At 58.6% G+C, this 16,689-nt stretch carries 16 protein-coding genes; 7 read left to right on the forward strand and 9 right to left on the reverse strand.

Annotated elements, in window-relative coordinates:
• Window positions 1-156 precede the first annotated feature (156 nt).
• Together ACI77I_RS06575 and grxD are read left to right on the forward strand one after the other, a co-directional pair.
• Window positions 157-2,265, forward strand: coding sequence for a molybdopterin oxidoreductase family protein (locus ACI77I_RS06575; protein WP_094952846.1), 2,109 nt, complete (start codon window positions 157-159; stop codon window positions 2,263-2,265).
• Window positions 2,266-2,351: 86 nt separating this feature from the next.
• Window positions 2,352-2,690 carry a Grx4 family monothiol glutaredoxin gene (grxD, locus tag ACI77I_RS06580; RefSeq protein ID WP_058421605.1) on the forward strand — a complete coding sequence of 113 codons (339 nt, stop codon included), beginning with the start codon at window positions 2,352-2,354 and terminating at the stop codon, window positions 2,688-2,690.
• 82 nt (window positions 2,691-2,772) lie between these two features.
• On the opposite strand, the gene bfr is transcribed toward grxD, so the two are convergent.
• Both bfr and ACI77I_RS06590 read right to left on the reverse strand, forming a co-directional pair.
• A complete protein-coding gene (gene bfr / locus ACI77I_RS06585) occupies window positions 2,773-3,243 on the reverse strand; it encodes a bacterioferritin (RefSeq protein ID WP_017738288.1) in 471 nt (156 codons plus the stop codon).
• Window positions 3,244-3,444: 201 nt separating this feature from the next.
• Window positions 3,445-3,663 (reverse strand): bacterioferritin-associated ferredoxin, encoded by a 219-nt coding sequence (locus ACI77I_RS06590; protein ID WP_078047118.1) that lies wholly within the window; start codon window positions 3,661-3,663, stop codon window positions 3,445-3,447.
• A gap of 243 nt (window positions 3,664-3,906) precedes the next feature.
• Between ACI77I_RS06590 and ACI77I_RS06595 the strand changes: the two genes are divergently transcribed.
• Window positions 3,907-4,509 (forward strand): peroxiredoxin, encoded by a 603-nt coding sequence (locus ACI77I_RS06595; protein ID WP_003172097.1) that lies wholly within the window; start codon window positions 3,907-3,909, stop codon window positions 4,507-4,509.
• Window positions 4,510-4,611: 102 nt separating this feature from the next.
• Here ACI77I_RS06595 and rnt read toward each other — a convergent pair whose 3' ends face one another.
• Both rnt and pyrC read right to left on the reverse strand, forming a co-directional pair.
• A complete protein-coding gene (gene rnt / locus ACI77I_RS06600; protein WP_017137041.1) occupies window positions 4,612-5,283 on the reverse strand; it encodes a ribonuclease T in 672 nt (223 codons plus the stop codon).
• Window positions 5,280-6,326 carry a dihydroorotase gene (gene pyrC, locus ACI77I_RS06605; protein ID WP_094952847.1) on the reverse strand — a complete coding sequence of 349 codons (1,047 nt, stop codon included), beginning with the start codon at window positions 6,324-6,326 and terminating at the stop codon, window positions 5,280-5,282. Before pyrC ends, rnt begins: the two co-directional genes overlap by 4 nt.
• Window positions 6,327-6,482: 156 nt before the next feature.
• Here pyrC and ACI77I_RS06610 point away from each other — a divergent pair, with 156 nt between their 5' ends.
• From ACI77I_RS06610 to ACI77I_RS06620, 3 genes are all read left to right on the forward strand, one after another.
• Window positions 6,483-7,391: a flagellar protein MotY gene (locus tag ACI77I_RS06610; protein ID WP_406997161.1), complete on the forward strand. Its 909-nt coding sequence runs from the start codon at window positions 6,483-6,485 to the stop codon at window positions 7,389-7,391.
• Window positions 7,392-7,533: 142 nt separating this feature from the next.
• Window positions 7,534-8,751, forward strand: a complete 1,218-nt coding sequence (locus tag ACI77I_RS06615) for an argininosuccinate synthase (RefSeq protein WP_017738284.1) — start codon at window positions 7,534-7,536, stop codon at window positions 8,749-8,751.
• 635 nt (window positions 8,752-9,386) lie between these two features.
• Window positions 9,387-10,019, forward strand: coding sequence for a response regulator transcription factor (locus tag ACI77I_RS06620; RefSeq protein WP_094952849.1), 633 nt, complete (start codon window positions 9,387-9,389; stop codon window positions 10,017-10,019).
• 82 nt (window positions 10,020-10,101) lie between these two features.
• On the opposite strand, the gene ACI77I_RS06625 is transcribed toward ACI77I_RS06620, so the two are convergent.
• From ACI77I_RS06625 to metG, 4 genes are all read right to left on the reverse strand, one after another.
• On the reverse strand, window positions 10,102-10,281 hold the full coding sequence (locus ACI77I_RS06625; RefSeq protein WP_263274608.1) for a PA3496 family putative envelope integrity protein: 180 nt from the start codon (window positions 10,279-10,281) through the stop codon (window positions 10,102-10,104).
• 107 nt (window positions 10,282-10,388) lie between these two features.
• Window positions 10,389-11,027 (reverse strand): endonuclease III, encoded by a 639-nt coding sequence (gene nth / locus ACI77I_RS06630; RefSeq protein WP_094952850.1) that lies wholly within the window; start codon window positions 11,025-11,027, stop codon window positions 10,389-10,391.
• 102 nt (window positions 11,028-11,129) lie between these two features.
• The gene (rsxB, locus tag ACI77I_RS06635; RefSeq protein WP_406997162.1) at window positions 11,130-12,293 is read right to left on the reverse strand and encodes an electron transport complex subunit RsxB; all 1,164 of its coding nucleotides are present in this window, start codon (window positions 12,291-12,293) and stop codon (window positions 11,130-11,132) included.
• 251 nt (window positions 12,294-12,544) lie between these two features.
• Entirely contained in the window at window positions 12,545-14,596 is a 2,052-nt protein-coding gene (gene metG / locus ACI77I_RS06640; RefSeq protein ID WP_263274610.1) for a methionine--tRNA ligase, read from the reverse strand.
• Between the two features lie 172 nt (window positions 14,597-14,768).
• On the opposite strand from metG, the gene apbC reads away from it, so the two are divergent.
• On the forward strand, window positions 14,769-15,863 hold the full coding sequence (apbC, locus tag ACI77I_RS06645) for an iron-sulfur cluster carrier protein ApbC (protein WP_094952853.1): 1,095 nt from the start codon (window positions 14,769-14,771) through the stop codon (window positions 15,861-15,863).
• 497 nt (window positions 15,864-16,360) lie between these two features.
• Here apbC and fdxA read toward each other — a convergent pair whose 3' ends face one another.
• Window positions 16,361-16,684, reverse strand: a complete 324-nt coding sequence (gene fdxA / locus ACI77I_RS06650; RefSeq protein WP_094952854.1) for a ferredoxin FdxA — start codon at window positions 16,682-16,684, stop codon at window positions 16,361-16,363.
• Between the last annotated feature and the right edge of the window lie 5 nt (window positions 16,685-16,689).

The following is a 16,689-nucleotide window of genomic DNA, read 5'->3' on the forward strand; positions in this document are numbered from 1 at the left end:
ACGTCGGTTTCAGCGGCTGTTCGAAGGTTTCTGAAACATTTGCTCACGCTTAGCCATGTCCTGGCCTGATGCTTGTCGATTCACAGCACTGACGTTGCTGGCACCCGCACCGGTCGCGGCCCATAGTGATGCCCAAGCCCAATAAAGAGACTGGCCATGACCAAGACTCTCCACCACCGTGCCTGCCATCTGTGTGAAGCCATCTGCGGCCTGACCCTGGAAACCACCCAGGCCGACGACGGCAGCCTGGCGATCACCTCGATCAAGGGCGACCCACTGGATACCTTCAGCCGTGGGCACATCTGCCCCAAGGCCGTGGCGCTGCAGGATATCCAGAATGACCCGGACCGCTTGCACCAGCCCATGTTGCGGGTGGGCAGTGAATGGCAGCCGATCCCGTGGGATGAGGCTTTCACGCTGGTCGCCGAGCGGCTGGCGGGCATTCAGGCCCGCCATGGGCAAAACGCGGTGGCGGTGTACCAAGGCAATCCCAGTGTGCACAACTATGGGCTGATGACCCACAGCAATTACTTCCTTGGCCAGCTCAAGACGCGCAATCGGTTTTCCGCGACCTCGGTGGACCAGTTGCCCCATCACCTCACCAGCCACTTGATGTACGGCCACGGCCTGTTGCTGCCGATCCCGGATATCGATCACACCGACTTCATGCTGATCCTGGGCGGCAACCCGCTGGCGTCCAACGGCAGCATCATGACCGTGCCCGATGTGGAGAAGCGCCTCAAGGCCATCCAGGCGCGGGGCGGCAAAGTGGTGGTGGTCGATCCACGGCGCAGCGAAACGGCGGCGATAGCTGATCAGCATCTGTTCGTGCGGCCCGGTGGCGATGCGGCGCTGCTGTTCGGGCTGCTCAACACCTTGTTTACCGAGAACCTGACGCGTGAGAGCCATTTGCCGGTTGAAGGCCTTGAGGACGTGCGCCGCGCGATCGCCGGGTTCACCGCCGAGGCCATGAGCCGCCAATGTGCAGTGCCTGCCGAGCAGATCCGCCAGTTGGCGCGGGACTTTGCTGCGGCGGACAAGGCCGTGTGTTACGGGCGCATGGGCGTATCGACCCAGGCGTTTGGCACCTTGTGTCATTGGCTGGTGCAACTGATCAACCTGGTGACGGGTAACCTCGACCGAGTGGGCGGTGCACTGTGCACCAGCCCGGCGGTGGATCTGGTGGCCTCCACCGGAGGCGGGCATTTCAATCGCTGGCAGAGTCGTGTGTCCGGGCGCCCGGAATATGGCGGCGAGTTGCCGGTGTCAGCCTTGGCGGAAGAAATGCTCACCGAAGGCGAAGGGCAGATCCGCGCCTTGGTGACTGTGGCCGGCAACCCGGTGTTGTCGACGCCTAATGGTCGGCAGTTGGAACAAGCCTTGGACGGATTGGAGTTCATGGTCAGCATCGACCTCTATATCAACGAGACCACGCGCTACGCCGACCTGATCCTGCCGTCCACGTCGGCGCTGGAAAACGACCACTACGACACCACCTTCAATATGTTCGCCGTGCGTAACGTCACCCGCTTCAACCGCGCGATCCTGCCTAAGCCTGCGGGCGCGCTGCACGACTGGGAGATCTTTGTCGGCCTGGCCAAGGCCTTTGCGGCGCAGACGGGCGTGGCGCTTAAACCGACCATGGCACCGGCGCAGATGATCGACTTCGGGTTGCGCGCGGGGGCTTACGGTGATGCCTCTGATCACAAATTGTCGGTGGCAATGCTGGCGGATCATCCCCATGGCGTGGACTTGGGCCCGCTTAAGCCCAACCTTGCCGCGCGCATGAAAACCGTCAGCGGCCAGGTGCAGGCGGCGCCGGCAGTCATACTCGCTGACTTGGCGCGCTTCGCCTCGCAACCTGGGCCGGAGGTGGATGAGCTGCTGCTGATCGGCCGCCGCCATGTGCGCAGCAACAACTCGTGGATGCATAACTATCACCGCCTGGTGAAGGGCAAGCCGCGCCATCAGTTGCATATGCACCCCGATGACCTGGCCAGCCGGCAGTTGAGTGATGGGCAGCGCGTGCGCGTGAGCTCGCGCATCGGCATGATCGAAGTGGAAGTGGTGGCCAGCCTGGACATGATGCGCGGCGTGGTCAGCCTGCCCCATGGCTGGGGCCACGGGCGCCCGGGCGTGCAGATGACGATTGCCAGCGGGCAGCCGGGGGCGAGTGCCAATGACCTCACCGACGAGCGGCAGTTGGACGAGTTATCCGGCAACGCCGCGTTGAACGGCGTGCCGGTGCAGGTAGCCGCTGCCTAAGGAGCCCGACCACCGGGCTGGAATTTTGCGTTACAATGCGCCACCGTGCCGACCTATGAGTCGCAAAGTTCCAGCCGAGGTGTTCCATGGATATCATCGAAACGATCAAAGAGCAGATTGCCAACAACACCATTCTGCTTTACATGAAGGGCGCGCCAAACGCTCCTCAGTGCGGTTTCTCCGCGAAGGCTTCCCAGGCCATCATGGCGTGTGGCGAGAAGTTCGCTTACGTGGATATCCTGCAAAACCCTGAAATCCGCGCCAACCTGCCGAAGTACGCCAACTGGCCAACCTTCCCACAACTGTGGGTAGCGGGTGAGCTGGTCGGCGGCAGCGACATCATCACTGAGATGGCTGCGGATGGTTCGTTGCAAGCGTTGATCAAAGAAGCAGCGGTAAACGCGGCAGCTAAGACTGACGCTTGATCCTGTGTAGAGTCGGCCTGCAATAAAAAGCCCCGCTTCTCGAAAGAGAGCGGGGCTTTTTTGTACCCGGTAGAACTACGGGTTATTCACCCATCTGCGATTGCAGGTAGTTTTCCAGGCTGACTTTGTCGATCAGGCCCAGCTGGGTTTCCAGCCAGTCGATGTGTTCTTCTTGGTCTTCCAGGATATCTTCGAGCAGTTCACGGCTGCCGAAGTCGCCCTTGGTTTCGCAGTGAGCAATGGCGGCCTTGAGGTCGCTGTGGCTCTTCTGTTCGAACTTCAGGTCGCTGCTGATCATTTCCTGGGTGTGCTCGCCGATGTTCAGCTTGCCCAGGTCCTGCACGTTCGGCAGGCCTTCCAGGAACAGGATGCGCTTGATCAGCGCGTCTGCGTCCTTCATCGCCTTGATCGATTCTTTGTACTCACGCTTACCGAGCTTTTCCAGGCCCCAATCGTCATACATGCGTGCATGCAGAAAGTACTGATTGATCGCGACCAGTTCATTGGCAAGGATTTTGTTGAGTTGCTGGATGACTGAGATGTCGCCTTTCATGACTGGGGTCCTGCCCTGTAATAGCTGTGTATAGGGCGGAGTTTGAGCGGCGAAAACGCTAGTGTCAAACCTAAGTTATTGAATAATAAATGAAAATTAATCGGAATAAGAATGTTTGTGTTCCGCGTCTTGGCGCTAACTAATTGAATTGCAGGCATAAAAAAACCGGACGCTAAGTCCGGTTCTTCAAAACACGCCTATTTAAGCGTGCGTAAATTCTGCTGAGTAGGGGAGCGCGGACTGGGCTGTTTGCAGCTGCGTCAGGGTTTCCCGTACCACTTGCTTGGCGAGGCAAGCACATTTACCACACTGGCTGGCAACGCCGGTGGTTTCACGTACTTCCTTGTAGCTGCAGCAACCTTCATAGATTGCTTCGCGGATTTGTCCGTCGGTGACGCCAGTGCAGAGGCAGACATACATAAGGGAGAACCATCGCGGGTTTAAGGCTTAAGTGCGATGGATCTTAATGTTAACGAGAATGATTGTCAAAGTAGATTCGTAGGGTATTGCTGGGTGCTGCCGGCGCGCTGACGAACGGTTTTTTCAGTGTATGATGGTCGGTCTTCACGAAGCGTGACTGCGTCACAGGGCTGTCGCTTATCTGCGCCAGACTTGGGCCGGTCCTTTTACTTCAATCGTCACCCCTACATCAGGAGATAACCAATGAGCGTACTCGTCGGCAAACAAGCCCCGGATTTCGACGTACCAGCTGTCCTTGGCAATGGCGAAATCGTAGACAGCTTCAAACTGTCTGAAGCCATCAAAGGCAAATACGGCCTGGTGTTTTTCTACCCGCTGGACTTCACCTTCGTCTGCCCTTCGGAGCTGATCGCTCTGGACCACCGCATGGACGATTTCAAGGCGCGCAACGTTGAAGTGGTAGCCGTTTCTATCGACTCCCATTTCACCCACAACGCCTGGCGCAACACCGCCATCAATGATGGCGGCATCGGCAAAGTCAAATACACCATGGCTGCCGACATGAAGCACGACATCGCCAAGGCCTACGACGTTGAGTCCGAAGGCGGCGTGGCCTTCCGTGGCGCGTTCCTGATCGACGACAAGGGCGTTGTGCGCTCGCAGATCATCAACGACCTGCCGCTGGGCCGTAACATGGAAGAGCTGATCCGTCTGGTTGACGCCCTGCAATTCCACGAAGAGCACGGCGAAGTCTGCCCTGCCAACTGGAAAAAAGGCGACAAAGGCATGAACGCTTCGCCAGAAGGCGTTGCGGCTTACCTGACCGAGAACGCTGGCAAGCTGTAAGCCACGTTCGAAGCAAAAAAAACCGGCCTGAGATGGCCGGTTTTTTTATGCGTGGGATAAAACCCTGTGGCGAGCGGGCTCACCACAAAGCCTGCCCAGACCTCAGTCGTTGAAATCTTCCCAGCCGCCCATCTGCTTCCACCGGTTGACGATGCCGCAGAACAGCTCGGCAGTCTTCTCGGTGTCGTAGCGAGCCGAGTGAGCCTCACGGCCGTCAAAGTCGATACCGGCGGCCTGGCAGGCTTTCGCCAACACGGTCTGGCCATACGCCAAGCCTGCGAGGGTCGCCGTGTCGAAGCTGGAGAACGGGTGAAACGGGTTACGCTTCATGTCTAGCCGCGTCACGGCGGCATTCAGGAAGCCCAGGTCGAAGCTGCTGTTGTGGCCGACCAGGATCGCGCGTTTGCAGCCATTGGCCTTCAACGCCTTGCGCACGCCACGGAAGATATCGGTCAGCGCCGCTTCTTCACTCACCGCCATACGCAGCGGGTGATCGAGCTTGATACCGGTGAATTCCAAAGCGGCTGCTTCGATGTTCGCGCCTTCAAACGGCTCGACGCGGAAGAAGTGGGTGTGCTCCGGGAACACAAAACCCTGTTCATCCATGCCGATGGTGGTCGCGGCAATTTCCAGCAAGGCGTCGGTGGCGCAGTTGAAACCACCGGTTTCTACGTCGATGACAACCGGCAGATAGCCGCGAAACCGCTCGGCCATTGGGTGACGGGAACCGCCACCACTGTGCTCGTGTTCGTCATCGTAATGGTCTTCACTCACTTGCTTTCCTCCAGCAGGCGCCAGCGCAGTGTTTCACCGGCGCGCAGCGGGATAACAGTCAGCTCGCCAAACGGCAGGCTGGCAGGGGCGGTCCAGTCTTCACGAACCAGGGTAATGCGGTCGGTATTCGCCGGCAGGCCGTAGAAACGCGGGCCATTGAGGCTGGCGAAGCCTTCGAGTTTGTCCAGGGCATTGCGCGCCTCGAACGCTTCGGCGTACAGCTCGATCGCCGCATAAGCGGTGTAGCAACCGGCACAGCCACACGCGGCTTCTTTGGCGTGTTGGGCGTGGGGCGCGGAATCGGTGCCGAGGAAGAATTTCGGGCTGCCGCTGGTGGCGGCATCCAGCAAGGCCACTTGGTGGGTGTTGCGCTTGAGGATCGGCAGGCAATAGAAGTGCGGCCGAATCCCGCCCACCAGCATGTGGTTGCGGTTGTAGAGCAAATGATGCGCGGTGATGGTCGCACCGACGTTGGCCGAAGCCTCGGTGACAAACTGCACGGCGTCAGCGGTGGTGATGTGTTCGAACACCACTTTGAGCGTCGGGAACAGTTCGACCACACGGCGCATGTGCTCGTCGATGAAGATTTTTTCGCGATCAAACACGTCCACATCGCCACGGGTGACTTCCCCGTGGATCAGCAGCGGCATGCCGACTTCAGCCATGGCTTCGATCGCCGGCAGGATCTTGTCGATACTGGTCACGCCGGAGTCGGAGTTGGTGGTCGCGCCCGCCGGGTACAGCTTGGCGGCGTGCACGAAACCGGTGGCCTTGGCCTGGCGAATTTCTTCAGGCTGGGTGCGGTCGGTGAGGTAGAGCACCATCAACGGTTCGAAGCGGCTGCCGGCCGGCCGTGCAGCGAGGATGCGCTGGCGATAGGCGTCGGCCTCAGCGGCATTACGCACCGGAGGTACCAGGTTAGGCATGATAATCGCGCGGCCAAACGTGCGCGCTACATCGGCCACGGTTTGGGGTAACGCAGCACCATCGCGAAGATGAATATGCCAGTCGTCGGGACGCAGCAGGGTCAGGCGGTCGGACATTGGGGATTCCAGGCGGGTCAATCTGGTGGGAATGCTACCGGAAAAGACTCTTGCAGGCACTCGCTATCAAGTTTTGCAGCAGGTGTCCGATATCCCTGGGTATGCCTTAACGACGTATGACGCTTTGAAGTGTTGTAGAAACCAGTGGAGCCGCCCGTGCGCCAGCATTATCTAGCCCTGCTCAGTGTGTTCGCCAGCCTGCCTGCGATGGCACTCACATTCCAGACACGCCTGGAGAACATTGAGTGGAAGGTGGAAGGTGACCAATTCGAGTGCCGCCTGACCCAGCCGATCACCGATTTCGGCTCGGGTGAGTTCGTGCGTCGGGCCGGCGAGCAGGCGACCTTTCGCCTGAAAGCCTACAACGGCTCCCTGGGCGCGGGCTCGGCAACCTTATTGGCTGCCGCTGCGCCCTGGCAGCCGGGCCGCGGTGATATCAACCTCGGCGCCGTGCGTGCCGGCAGTGGCGATGTACTCTTCAACAGCTCCCAGGCCCAGGCCGGGCGGTTGTTCACGGGGTTGCTGGAAGGGCGCAGCCCCACCGTGCGGCATTACGGGCGTGAAGGCGGCTACTCGGAAATCCGTCTGTTGCCGGTAAAATTCAACAAGGCTTACAACGACTATCAAGTGTGTACCACCAAGCTGTTGCCGATGAATTACGATCAGGTCAAGCAGACCGAAGTCGGCTTCCCCGGCGGTGGAATTGAGCTGGACGCGGCCGCCAAAAAGAAGCTGGACGTGATTCTTGCGTTCATGAAAGCCGACCCCACGGTCAACCACGTCGAGTTGAATGGCCATTCGGACAACAGCGGCAACCGCCTGACTAACCGTGATGTTTCAAGGCGTCGTGCGCTGGCGGTCATGGACTACTTCAAGGCCAACGGCATCCAGGAATCGCAGATCACGATGCGGTTCCACGGTGAAAGTTACCCACTGGCGCCCAACACCAATGCCGCCAACCGCGCGCGCAACCGTCGCGTGAATATTCAGCTCGAACGCGTGGCAGCCCCCGAGAAACCGGCGCCGCAGGCCACGGGCCCGAGTAACCCCGCACACACGTCATAAAGTGCAGCCATAAGGTGCGACCATCGGTCGCCCGTTCGACATAATCTGTCGCTTTATCTTCATTTGCTGTCGCGCCTCTGTAAATTCACGGTTTTGGTCGGTAGAATCGACGGCTTTCCGTACAACCCCGTGGAGTGATGGCATGGCCGACGTAAACAAGGTCGTTCTCGCGTATTCCGGCGGCCTGGACACTTCGGTGATCCTCAAGTGGCTGCAGGATACTTATAATTGTGAAGTGGTGACCTTCACCGCTGACCTGGGTCAGGGCGAAGAGGTCGAACCTGCACGTGCCAAGGCGCAAGCCATGGGCGTGAAAGAGATCTACATTGACGACCTGCGCGAAGAATTCGTCCGCGATTTCGTCTTCCCGATGTTTCGCGCCAACACCGTCTACGAAGGCGAGTACCTGCTGGGTACTTCCATCGCGCGTCCGCTGATCGCCAAACGCTTGATCGAAATCGCCAACGAAACCGGCGCCGACGCCATTTCCCATGGCGCTACCGGCAAGGGTAACGACCAGGTGCGTTTCGAGCTGGGTGCCTACGCACTCAAACCCGGCGTGAAAGTGATTGCCCCTTGGCGCGAATGGGACCTGCTGTCCCGTGAAAAGCTGATGGATTACGCTGAAAAGCACGCAATCCCGATCGAGCGTCACGGCAAGAAGAAGTCCCCGTACTCGATGGACGCCAACTTGCTGCACATCTCCTATGAAGGCGGCGTGCTGGAAGACACCTGGACCGAGCACGAAGAAGACATGTGGAAATGGACCGTCTCCCCGGAGAACGCGCCCGACAAACCACAGTACCTGGAACTGACCTACCGCAACGGCGACATCGTCGCGCTGGACGGCGTCGAAATGACCCCGGCCACCGTGCTGGCGACCCTGAACCGCATCGGTGGTGAACACGGTATCGGCCGTCTCGACATCGTTGAGAACCGTTACGTGGGCATGAAGTCCCGTGGCTGCTACGAAACCCCGGGCGGCACCATCATGCTGCGCGCTCACCGCGCCATCGAGTCCATCACCCTGGACCGCGAAGTGGCTCACCTCAAAGACGAGCTGATGCCTAAGTACGCCAGCCTGATCTACACCGGCTACTGGTGGAGCCCTGAGCGTCTGATGCTGCAACAGATGATCGATGCCTCCCAGGCCCACGTGAACGGCGTTGTGCGCCTGAAACTGTACAAGGGTAACGTGATCGTTACCGGTCGCAAGTCCGATGAGTCGCTGTTCGACGCCAACATCGCCACCTTCGAAGAAGATGGCGGCGCTTACAATCAGGCGGACGCAGCAGGCTTCATCAAGTTGAATGCCTTGCGTATGCGCATCGCTGCCAACAAGGGTCGTAAGCTGTTCTGAGTGACCTCTCGTTGTAAAAAGTGGCCCCTTGTTTAAGGGGCCATTTTTTTTGCCTGCATATTCAACGCGCTAGCCGCACTACAACGCAGTGTTTAAAAGTTGTTTGGCAAATGTTTATCGGAGTTCAGATTGGAAGTTATTGGATTGTATTTTTGTTTTGGAATTTTGTTTTACGTGCATGAATGAATTTTTAACACCTGACATAGGAACTATGTCTTACAGAAGATTCACTATGTACCTGAGAATGGTATGCAAGATGATGAAAATTCTGTAGGAATTAAGGATGTTAGAAAATATGTTGGATGGAACTAAAAGAGTAGGAGTTTTCTCACCTGTTCATTCGCCTGGCAGCGGCACGCAATGGGTATTTCCTGAAAGTCATGTGCGTTACGTTTACCTTGCGTCTCAACGGCTGCGGATATTTCACTCAGAATATGTATGCCGCCGGAAAGGTCTGAAAGTCTCCGTAAAAGCGGACACGTCTGAGTTAGTGTTTTTTTGTAGGCCAATTCCTATATCGTTGTGGGTTGGGTCTCTGCTTGCTGTTGCTTGGGGTGGAACGGTATGCCAACTAGGAAACGACTAGGCTATTGTGCTTACTCTAAATAATTCGAACAGCGAAATTGGACTTTCTCATGAATAAAGTGCTGATCGTGGATGATCATCCCGTCATTCGTCTTGCTGTGCGCATGCTAATGGAGCGTCATGGTTATGAAGTCGTTGCCGAGACTGATAACGGCGTCGATGCGTTGCAACTTGCGCGCGAGCATGTGCCTGATATTGTCATACTGGATATCGGTATCCCCAAACTCGATGGCCTGGAAGTTATTTGCCGCCTGGCCTCTACCAAGCAGGCCACGCCTGTCAAGGTGTTGGTGCTGACGTCGCAGGCGCCCGGGCATTTTTCCATGCGCTGCATGCAAGCGGGGGCGGCTGGGTACGTGTGCAAGCAGCAGGACCTGACTGAGTTGTTGAGCGCCATCAAGGCGGTGCTCTCCGGCTACAGCTATTTCCCTAACCAGGCACTCAACTCCGTGCGCTCCACCATGGGTAACGCCAGTGAAGCGGATATGGTCGAGCGCTTGTCGGGTCGAGAGATGATGGTGTTGCAGCAATTGGCGCGTGGCAAAACCAACAAGGAGATCGCCGACGGCATGTTCCTGAGCAACAAGACGGTCAGTACCTATAAGACGCGTCTGCTACTCAAGCTCAATGCACGTTCGCTCGTGGATCTTATCGAGCTGGCCCAGCGCAACGGCCTCGTATAAGGAGGGCGTCGTCCCAGACGAACTCGTACAACCGGCAAAAAAAAGCCTCCGTCAGGGAGGCTTCCGGTCGCCAACGGCTCGATCAGAGATCGAAGTCGTAATCGGCCAGCTGTTTTTGCAAGCGTCGCTCTTCCAGAAGGTTATCGATGGTGCGGCGTTTGCTTAAATTGGTCTTGGCCACCTCTACAACGGGGGCTTCCCCGTCGTCATCCGCTTCAACGAGGTCGTCTTCTACATCCAGTTGTTCTTTGCCAGTGCTCATAAGGTTAACTCCAGGCTAAGACTGCCGTTGGCGCTCCTTATAACGATAATCCATGAAAGGGTAAAAAAGATTTTTTCAATCGACTGATCGAGAAAACCAATGAACCCTCAATCGTCGGATGTCTTGTCCTTGTATTCGCACAGGTCTTCGATGCGGCAGCTCCCGCAGCGAGGTTTGCGCGCCTGGCAAACGTAGCGCCCGTGAAGAATCAGCCAATGGTGGGAATCGAGCAAATACGGCTTGGGCACGAATTTCATCAGCTGCTTTTCCACCTCCACCACGTTTTTGCCGCGAGCAATACCGGTTCGGTTGCTGACGCGGAAAATATGCGTGTCCACCGCCATGGTCAGCTGCCGAAACGCGGTGTTGAGCACCACGTTAGCGGTTTTACGGCCTACGCCGGGGAGGGCTTCCAGGGCTTCGCGGGTTTGTGGCACCTCGCTGCCGTGCAACTCCACGAGCAGGCGGCAGGTCTCGATGACATTCTTGGCCTTGCTGTTGTACAGACCGATGGTCTTGATGTATTCGGACAACCCGGCCACGCCCAAGGCATAGATGGCCTCTGGCGTATTGGCTACTGGATACAGTTTGGCCGTGGCCTTGTTGACGCCAACGTCCGTGGATTGGGCCGACAGAATCACCGCAATCAGCAACTCGAACGGCGAGGAGTAAGCCAGCTCGGTCTTGGGTTCTGGATTGTCTTCGTGAAACCTGCGGAAAATTTCCAGGCGTTTTGCGGCGTTCATGGGGCAGGCATTTCCTTGCAGACGGTCAACGTGGTTTCAAAAGTGAGTGCAGGCTTGGCAGGATAAACCATCGCCACCACGCCCGGCAGCGCCTGTGGTGGATCAACCGCCGGTGTGGGTGTCCACTTGGCGCTGCGCTTCATCCAGCTTGTGTTGTGCGGCATTCAGCTCATCCACGCTGGCGCCCGGTTGGCGTTGCAACTTGCTCACATCAGCCCGTGCATAAGCCAGGGCGGTTTTGAGTTGGCGCAGTCGGGCGTCGATGGGGCGCTTTTCAACACGCTGCAAGTCGGGTCGTGGCTGCTCGCTGGCAGCTTCTGCGTCATGCAAGGTTTGCTCGGCAGTGGCCAGTGCAGCATTCAAGGTGGCCAGTTGCTGTTCGTCAGCGTTCTGGTCCTGAGCCTTTTTTAACGCGGCGCGGCGCATGGCTAGCTGGATTTTCGCACGCTTGAGTTCAGGGTCTTTCAGGGTTGGCGGTGGCGGCGGATTGCCCACCTCCAGTGCACTGAGCGCCTGCTCCGCTGCTTCGAACTGTTGCTGCAGAACAATCAGCTGCGACTGTTGCTCAGAGGTCGGCGGGTGACCAAACGCCTTCAGTGACTTATGCAGTTGGGCCCGACTCATCGCGACCGTGATTTTGGCTTTCTTGACGGCTGCATCCCTGGCCGCCTGAGCGGTATCAGCGTGCACGGGCGCAACAGGCAGTGAGCGCTTGGCGCGTGCAAGGCGTTCGGCGAGCCTGTGTGCTTCTTCCCGTTGCAGCCGCGTATTGCGTTGCTCAAAGCGCCGCCGCGCACGATCGCGCTTGAGGCCACGCTCGTGGCGCTGGTGATCACTGGCCGCCAGGTCGCCCACAATCGGCAGCACGCTGGCCGCTGGGCGCATCTCAATGCAATCGACAGGGCAGGGCGCGACGCACAGGTCGCAACCGGTGCACTCATCCATGATGACGGTGTGCATCAATTTGGCGGCGCCAACAATCGCATCCACCGGGCAGGCCTGGATGCATTTGGTGCAGCCGATGCACTCGGCCTCGCGGATATAGGCGACCAGGGCTGGGGCTTCACCTCGGCTGGTGTCCAGTTCCAGCACTGGCACACGCAGTAATTGCGCAAGACCCGCGATGGTTTCCTGCCCACCGGGCGGGCACTTGTTGATCGCCTCGCCAAGCGCGATGCCCTCGGCGTAAGGCTTGCAGCCAGGGTGCCCGCACTTGCCGCATTGGGTCTGCGGCAGCAGCGCGTCGATACGTTGAATCAGCGTCATGGGGTGATCATTGGCATGCCGGTTGAACAAACAGGGCCGGTTGGGGTGAGCCCGCTGGTTGTGGCAGATGGGCTTGTTGTGGCGAGCCCGCTTACTGTGGCGAGCGGGGCTGTCGTGGCGAGCGGGCTTGCCCCGCGTTGGCGCGCGCAGCGGCCCTAAACCAGGCACCTTGTTCTATCTGCAGGAACAAGGTGCCTGGTTTAGGGCCGCTGCGCAGCCCAATACGGGGCAAGCCCGCTCGCCACCTAGTTTTACTTGATCCGTTGCCCCGGCTTCGCGCCGCTGTCCGGGCTCAGCAGGTAGATTTCTTCACCACCAGGGCCAGCCGCCATCACCATGCCTTCGGAAATGCCGAACTTCATTTTCCGTGGCTTGAGGTTGGCGATCATCATGGTCAGCCGACCATCGAGCTTGGACGGGTCCGGGTAAGCGCTCTTGATCCCGGAGAACACGTTGCGTTGCTCATCACCGATGTCCAGGGTCAGGCGCAGCAGCTTGTCGGCACCCTCCACGGCTTCGGCCTTGATGATCAGCGCGACGCGCAGGTCCACGGCGGCAAAGGCGTCGAAGTCGATTTCCGGGGAGAGCGGGTCTTTGGCCAGTTCGCCGTTGCCGGCAGGTGCAGATTCGCCGGTGTCGGTCTGGCTGGCGACCAGGTCTTCTTTCGAAGCATCGGTCATCGCCTGCACCTTGACCGGGTCGATACGGGTCATCAGCGGCTTGAACTCATTCAACGGGTGGTTGCTGAGCAAGGTGGTGTGGTCGTTCCAAGTCAGCGGCGCGACGTTGAGGAACGCCTCGGCGTCGGCAGCCAGCAATGGCAGCACCGGCTTGAGGAAGATCACCAACTGGCGGAACAGGTTGACGCCCGTGGCGCAGATCGCCTGGACTTCAGCCTGCTTGCCTTCCTGCTTGTTCAGCGACCATGGTGCCTTGTCGGCGATCCAGGCGTTGGCACGGTCGGCCAGGCCCATGATCTCGCGCATGGCACGGGCGAAGTCGCGGGCTTCATAGGCGTCGGCAATGCTTGGCGCGGCGGCCAGGAACGCTTCGGTCAGTTCCGGCGCAGCGTTTTCGGCCACCAGCAGGCCGGCATTGCCCTTGTGGATAAACCCGGCGCAACGGCTGGCGATGTTGACGACTTTGCCCACCAGGTCCGAGTTGACCTTTTGTACGAAGTCTTCCAGGTTCAGGTCGAGGTCGTCGACGCCACGGCCCAGCTTGGACGCGTAGTAGTAGCGCAGGTATTCCGGCGACAGATGGTCGAGGTAGGTGCGCGCCTTGATAAAGGTGCCACGCGACTTGGACATCTTCTGGCCGTTGACCGTCAGGTAGCCGTGCACGGCAATGCCGGTTGGCTTGCGGTAACCCGAACCTTCGAGCATCGCCGGCCAGAACAGCGCGTGGAAGTTGACGATGTCCTTGCCGATGAAGTGGTACAGCTCGGCGGTGGAGTCCTTGGCCCAGAACGCGTCGAAATCCAGCTCCGGGGTGCGGTCGCAGAGGTTCTTGAAGCTGGCCATGTAGCCGATCGGCGCGTCCAGCCACACATAGAAGTACTTGCCCGGCTCGTCCGGGATCTCGAAACCGAAGTACGGCGCATCGCGGGAGATGTCCCACTGTTGCAGGCCGGCATCCAGCCACTCGGCGATCTTGTTGGCCACGGCGTCCTGCAGGGTGCCGCTGCGTGTCCAGGTTTGCAGCATCTGCTGGAAATCCGGGAGCTTGAAGAAGAAGTGCTGGGAATCCTTGAGCACCGGAATGGCGCCGGAGATGGCCGACCTTGGGTTTTTCAGGTCGGTCGGTGCGTAAGTGGCACCGCACTTCTCGCAGTTGTCGCCGTATTGGTCTTCGGTGCCGCATTTCGGGCAGGTGCCCTTGATGAAGCGGTCGGCCAGGAACATTTTCTTTTCCGGGTCGAAATACTGCGTGATCGAGCGCGTGGCAATGTGCCCGGCGTCGCGCAGGCGCGTGTAGATCTGGCTCGACAGCTCGCGGTTTTCGTCGGAGTGGGTCGAGTGGAAGTTGTCGAAATCCACCAGGAACTCGGCAAAGTCGGCGCTGTGTTCAGCCTGCACATTGGCGATCAGTTGTTCCGGGGTGATCCCTTCCTTTTCGGCGCGCAACATGATGGCCGATCCGTGGGCGTCGTCTGCGCAGACATAAATGCATTGATTGCCGCGATGCTTCTGGAAGCGCACCCACATATCGGTCTGGATGTACTCAAGCATATGGCCAAGATGGATAGAACCATTGGCATAGGGCAGGGCGCTGGTGACGAGGATCTTGCGTGGCTCTGACATGGGGCTCGGCTACTTGATGAAACGGAGGTCGGCCACTATAAAGCGCCGGGAAATATATTTCACCCCGTGACGCGGTTTCTGAATATTCCTAAGTCTGGAAAGCATGCCGTTGGGCGCCTGGAACGGTTAGGATAGCCGCCTGTTTCAGTCAGTCTTTTTTCGGGAGTAGCCCATGAGCGCCGTCAATCGCGCAGCGGTGGAAGCCGTTCTTCGCCAATACACCGACCCCTATTTGAACCAGGACCCGGTCAGCGCCGGCTGTGTACGCGCCATCGAGGTCCAGGGCGACCAGGTTTCAGTCCAGTTGGAACTGGGTTATGCCGCCGGTCTGTTCAAGAGCGGTTGGGCGCAGATGCTGCAAATGGCCATCGAGGGCTTGGACGGCGTGCGTTCGGCCAAGGTCGACATCCAGTGCGTGATCGCCGCGCACAAGGCCCAGGCGCAGATCCCGGGCCTGGCCAACGTCAAGAATGTGGTCGCCGTGGCGTCCGGCAAGGGCGGCGTGGGTAAATCCACCACGGCCGCCAACCTGGCGCTGGCGCTGGCCCGCGAAGGTGCCCGCGTGGGTATTCTCGACGCCGACATCTACGGCCCCAGCCAAGGCGTGATGTTCGGCATTGCCGAAGGCACCCGACCCAAGGTCAAGGACCAGAAGTGGTTCGTACCGATTGAGTCGATGGGCGTTGAGGTCATGTCCATGGCTTTTCTCACCGACGACAACACGCCGATGGTCTGGCGCGGGCCGATGGTCTCCGGCGCGCTGCTGCAACTGGTCACCCAGACCGCCTGGGGCGACCTGGATTACTTGGTGATCGACATGCCGCCAGGCACCGGCGATATCCAACTGACCCTGGCGCAGAAAGTCCCGGTGGCCGGCTCGGTGATCGTGACCACGCCCCAGGACCTGGCGCTGCTCGACGCCAGAAAAGGCGTGGAGATGTTCCGCAAGGTCAACATCCCGGTGCTGGGCGTTGTGGAAAACATGGCGGTACACATCTGCTCCAACTGCGGGCATGCCGAGCATCTGTTTGGCGAGGGCGGCGGCGAGAAGCTGGCAACCCAATACGGCGTCGAACTGCTGGCCTCGTTGCCGCTGGCGATGGAAATTCGTGAGCAGGCTGACGGCGGCAAGCCCACTGTGGCGGCCGAGCCCGACGGGCAGCTTGCAATGATCTACCAAGAGTTGGCCCGTCATGTGGGCGCGCGGATCGTCTTGCAAGAAGCAGCAGCGCCGGCAATGCCGACGATTACGGTCAGCGACGACTGATCGGTTTGAAGGAAAACAAGCCTCGACTGTGTCGGGGCTTTTTCATGCCTGAGGATTCGTCAACGGTTTCCAAATACGCATTTACGCAATGGCGCGTGTAAGCATTCGCCTACTTTTGGGTAAGTGTTTGGTTTTTTTACCGCGCGTGTACGTCTTGAATCGGCGAAAGACTTTTCTATCTTATTGAAATTAAACAATTATTTATTTCAATTCGAGTGCTGAAGTCTGTCAGCTCAGCGGTTGGATCCCGTTGAACTTCCCTTGGAAGTCTCTAACATCAGCCCTGTGTCCACGGATTGACACAGCCATCAAGGAACGATGGTTGAAGGAACGTCGCAGGATGCGATTCATCAGGACGATGAAAAGGAATACAGGGACTAGGGAAAAAATGTGGGCGGGTCATACCGCCCCTTTTTTTTGCCTGTAGAAAAGTGAAACCCACCCTGCAGAAACGCAAAAAGGCCCGCAAGGGGCCTTTTTATTGGGCGGCGGCGCGTTTAGCGCTCGAGGTTTGCAATCTTACCTTTCTTGCCATCCCACTCCGCTGCATCAGGCATCGGATCTTTACGCTCAGTGATATTCGGCCAGATTTCCGCCAAATCAACGTTCAACTGAATAAATTCCTGCATCTCTGCCGGGACTTCGTCCTCGGAGAAAATAGCGACGGCCGGGCACTCTGGTTCACACAGGGCGCAGTCGATGCACTCATCCGGGTGGATAACCAGGAAGTTCGGGCCTTCGTAGAAGCAGTCCACCGGACACACTTCGACGCAGTCGGTGTACTTGCACTTGATGCAGTTGTCGGTAACGACGAAGGTCATTTCTA

It is taken from the genome of Pseudomonas sp. D47, from assembly GCF_045447305.1.
Lineage (GTDB): Bacteria > Pseudomonadota > Gammaproteobacteria > Pseudomonadales > Pseudomonadaceae > Aquipseudomonas.